The organism is Clostridium sp., assembly GCF_036642255.1.
Classification (GTDB): Bacteria; Bacillota; Clostridia; order Clostridiales; family Clostridiaceae; genus Clostridium_J.
In genome coordinates, this window is the sequence record NZ_JAVWDJ010000102.1 from 1 (window position 1) to 3526 (window position 3526).

Annotated in this window: 2 protein-coding genes; both read left to right on the plus strand. The window is 31.7% G+C overall.

Going from position 1 to position 3526, the window contains the following annotated elements:
- The first annotated feature begins 30 nt into the window (after positions 1 to 30).
- Positions 31 to 1296, plus strand: a complete 1266-nt coding sequence (locus tag RR409_RS20890) for an MFS transporter (protein WP_002581201.1) — start codon at positions 31 to 33, stop codon at positions 1294 to 1296.
- Positions 1283 to 3238, plus strand: coding sequence for a tetracycline resistance ribosomal protection protein (gene tet, locus RR409_RS20895; RefSeq protein ID WP_113842634.1), 1956 nt, complete (start codon positions 1283 to 1285; stop codon positions 3236 to 3238). The genes RR409_RS20890 and tet overlap by 14 nt, the downstream gene beginning before the upstream one ends.
- The last annotated feature ends 288 nt before the right edge of the window (positions 3239 to 3526 follow it).

Here is a 3526-nt window from a genome sequence, read left to right on the forward strand (position 1 = left end):
TTTTCATAATATAGGGATGGTGAATAATTAATGGTTAAAAAACTTTCAGCATATAAAATTTATTTGTTATTTTCAGCTATTACGGCGATGTGTTTTTCGTTGGTTGCTACAGTTATGATAGTATACCACATTGAAAAGGTTCATTTAAATCCACTTCAACTTATACTTGTGGGCACTACATTAGAGGCGGCATGCTTTATATTTGAAATTCCTACAGGGATAGTTGCAGACATATATAGCCGTAAGTTATCTATTGTTATTGGTGCAGTTTTGACAGGATTAGGATTTATTTTAGAAGGCTCCATTTCTAGTTTTGCTTCTGTGCTTGTAGCACAGATAATATGGGGATTAGGTTCAACTTTTACTAGTGGGTCTATTGAGGCGTGGATTGCAGAGGAAGAAAAAGAACAAGACTTAGATAAAATATATATAAAAGGAGCACAAGCAGGACAAATAGGAGCAGTTATCGGGATAATACTAAGTACCATAGTAGGTAATTTGTCTGTTAGATTACCTATTATAATCAGTGGATGTTTATTTGTGATTAGTGCATTATTTTTAGCATTGTATATGCCAGAGAATAATTTTACACCATCTGCTGCAGAAGATCTAAACACTTTTAGAAAGATGGGATATACCTTTAAATCTGGCTTAAAGTTTGTGAAAAGTAAATATATAATGATGATTTTACTTTCTGTAACTCTATTTTATGGTTTATCTAGCGAAGGTTATGATAGACTTTCCAATGCACATTTCCTACAAGACACTACGCTTCCTAAGATAGGAAACCTTCAGCCTGTAACTTGGTTTGGGATATTTGGTATTGCTGGAATGGTATTAAGTGCTATAGCAATGCAGTTTATAGCTAAGAAATTAGAAGAAGAGGATAAGAATCAGAGTGGGAAGATATTATTGGTTGCAAATATATTTTATATATCCTTTATGTTAGCATTCGCACTTACAAGAAACTTTAATTTAATGCTAGTAGCGTATTTATCAACAAGTCTGTTTAGATCTATAAATGATCCTATATTTAATGCATGGCTAAATAATCATATAGATGATAGTGCAAGGGCAACTATACTTTCTATGAATGGACAAATCAATGCATTAGGACAAATTATAGGGGGACCAATTATTGGGATTATAGCTACAAAATTTTCTATAAGTATTGGTATAGCATGTACTTCATTATTAGTAACGCCAGTATTAGTTTTATATATCCTTTCTTTGATAATGGATAAAAAAGATGTTAAGAGCGCTAAAGGGGGAGAGGATACATATGAAAACAATTAATATAGGAATTGTGGCTCACGTTGATGCAGGCAAAACAACTACAACTGAAAATCTTTTATACTACAGTGGAGCTATAAAATCAGTTGGTAAAGTAGACCTAGGAAGCACTCAAACGGACTCAATGGAGCTTGAACGTAAGAGAGGAATTACTATAAAATCTTCAGCAATATCTTTCACATGGAATAGTGTTAAAGTAAATATTATCGATACTCCAGGACACGCAGACTTTGTATCTGAGGTAGAACGCTCTTTAAGTGTTTTAGATGGAGCTATATTAGTTATATCTGCAGTAGAAGGTATTCAATCCCAGACAAGAATATTATTTAACACATTAAAGACCCTAAAAATTCCAACAATAATTTTTATAAATAAAATAGATAGAGTTGGAGCAAATTGCAATAAAGTTTTTGAGGACATAAAAAAGGCTATGTCTAATAAGATAGTTAGATTACAAAAGGCACATGGTGAAGGAAGTAGAGAGGTTTGTCTAAATAATTTGGATGAAATAAATACAACAAATGATGAAATTATTAATGTTTTATCAGATTTAGATGAAGTGTTTTTAGAGAAATATGTTAACGGGATAGAATATGATAAAAATGAAATACAAGAAAAAATTTCATTGTATTCAAGAGAAGGAAGTTTATACCCTGTGCTTTTCGGTGCAGCATCAGTTGGTCTTGGTATCAAACAATTATTAGATGGAATTTGCAGTTACCTACCATTTGCAAGTAAAGACAGCGGTGGTGATTTATCTGGAGTGGTATTCAAAATTGAAAGGACAAATACAAATGAAAAGAAAGTTTATGTAAGATTATTTGGAGGCAAAATTTCTGTAAGAGATAGAATTGAAGTTCCTAATAAAGATATTATAGAAAAAGTGAAGAAAATTAATGGTTTAGAAAATGGTAAGCTAATTGAAATCGCCAGCATGGAGTCGGGAGATATAGGTATTCTACATGGACTTACAAGTTTTCAGGTTGGGGATGTCATTGGAATTGCAAATGATAGAACTAAAAATATATCTATAGCTAAACCAACATTAAAGACGAATATATCTGCTGTTAATAAAGAAGAAAATAGAGAATTATTTAAGGCATTAACATTCCTTACAGAAGAAGACCCACTATTAGAATTAGGCATGGATGATGAAGATAAAGAGATTTATATTAACTTATTTGGTGAAGTTCAGATGGAAATACTAAGTTCTATATTAGATGATTTCTATGGAATTAAAGTAGAGTTTTCGAATATCCAGACTATTTACAAAGAGACGCCTAAAGGTGTTGGTACTGCAATGATGCTTATGCAGGAAGGATTAAATCCTTTCTGGGCAACGGTAGGTCTAAAAATAGAGCCTGGGATAAGGGGAGAAGGATTAAAATATATGTCTAATGTATCAATAGGATCATTACCAAAATCTTTTCAAAATGCTATTGAGGAAGCAGTTGTTAAGACAAGTAAGCAAGGCCTTTTTGGTTGGGAAGTCACTGATATAAAGGTTACACTTACCTGCGGAGAATTTTTTAGTCCAGCCAGCACCCCAGCGGACTTTAGAAATGTAACTCCTATGGTATTTATGGAAGCATTGCATCAGGCTAAAACTGACTTATTGGAACCTCTGCATGAGTTTGAACTAAGGATTCCACAAAATGTTTTGAGTAAAGCTATTTGGGACTTGCAAACTATGAGAGCAACCTTTGATAATCCGATTATTGTTGAGGATGAATTTTTAATAAAAGGGTTAATACCAGTAGAAAATTCAAAAGAATACAAGCTAAAAATAGCTTCGTATACAGAAGGAAAAGGTATGTTTTTAACAAAGTTTTTTGGATACAAGAAAGTTCCATTTGAATTTGCTAAAACCCGCCAAAAATCAACCTATGACCCTTTAAACAAAAAAGAGTATTTACTTCATAAGTTAAATGCAATTAGAGATTAATTGGAATAAAGCACTTAATTTAATGTAGGGTAGACAGTAGATAACTTTAAGGTGTTACACTTTAAAGCATAACCAAAAAGGTATTGATGACTTTTGAGTTATGAGTAATATTTTAAGACATATATATTATAGATACTCTTACCTTGAAAATATGGTAAGAGTATTTTATTTTTTTATCAAATATTTAAATGAAAAAGTATGTTCATTCAGAATTTTTTTATTGGACAGGTCAATATGACTATAGAATAAGAAATAATATAAATATATAGATACGACACATTCTTCTTA

Excerpts from the sequence above, each read along its gene's own strand:
- RR409_RS20890 (WP_002581201.1), top strand. The coding sequence starts at position 31 with ATGGTTAAAAAACTTTCAGCATATAAAATTTATTTGTTATTTTCAGCT.
- tet (WP_113842634.1), top strand. The coding sequence starts at position 1,283 with ATGAAAACAATTAATATAGGAATTGTGGCTCACGTTGATGCAGGCAAA.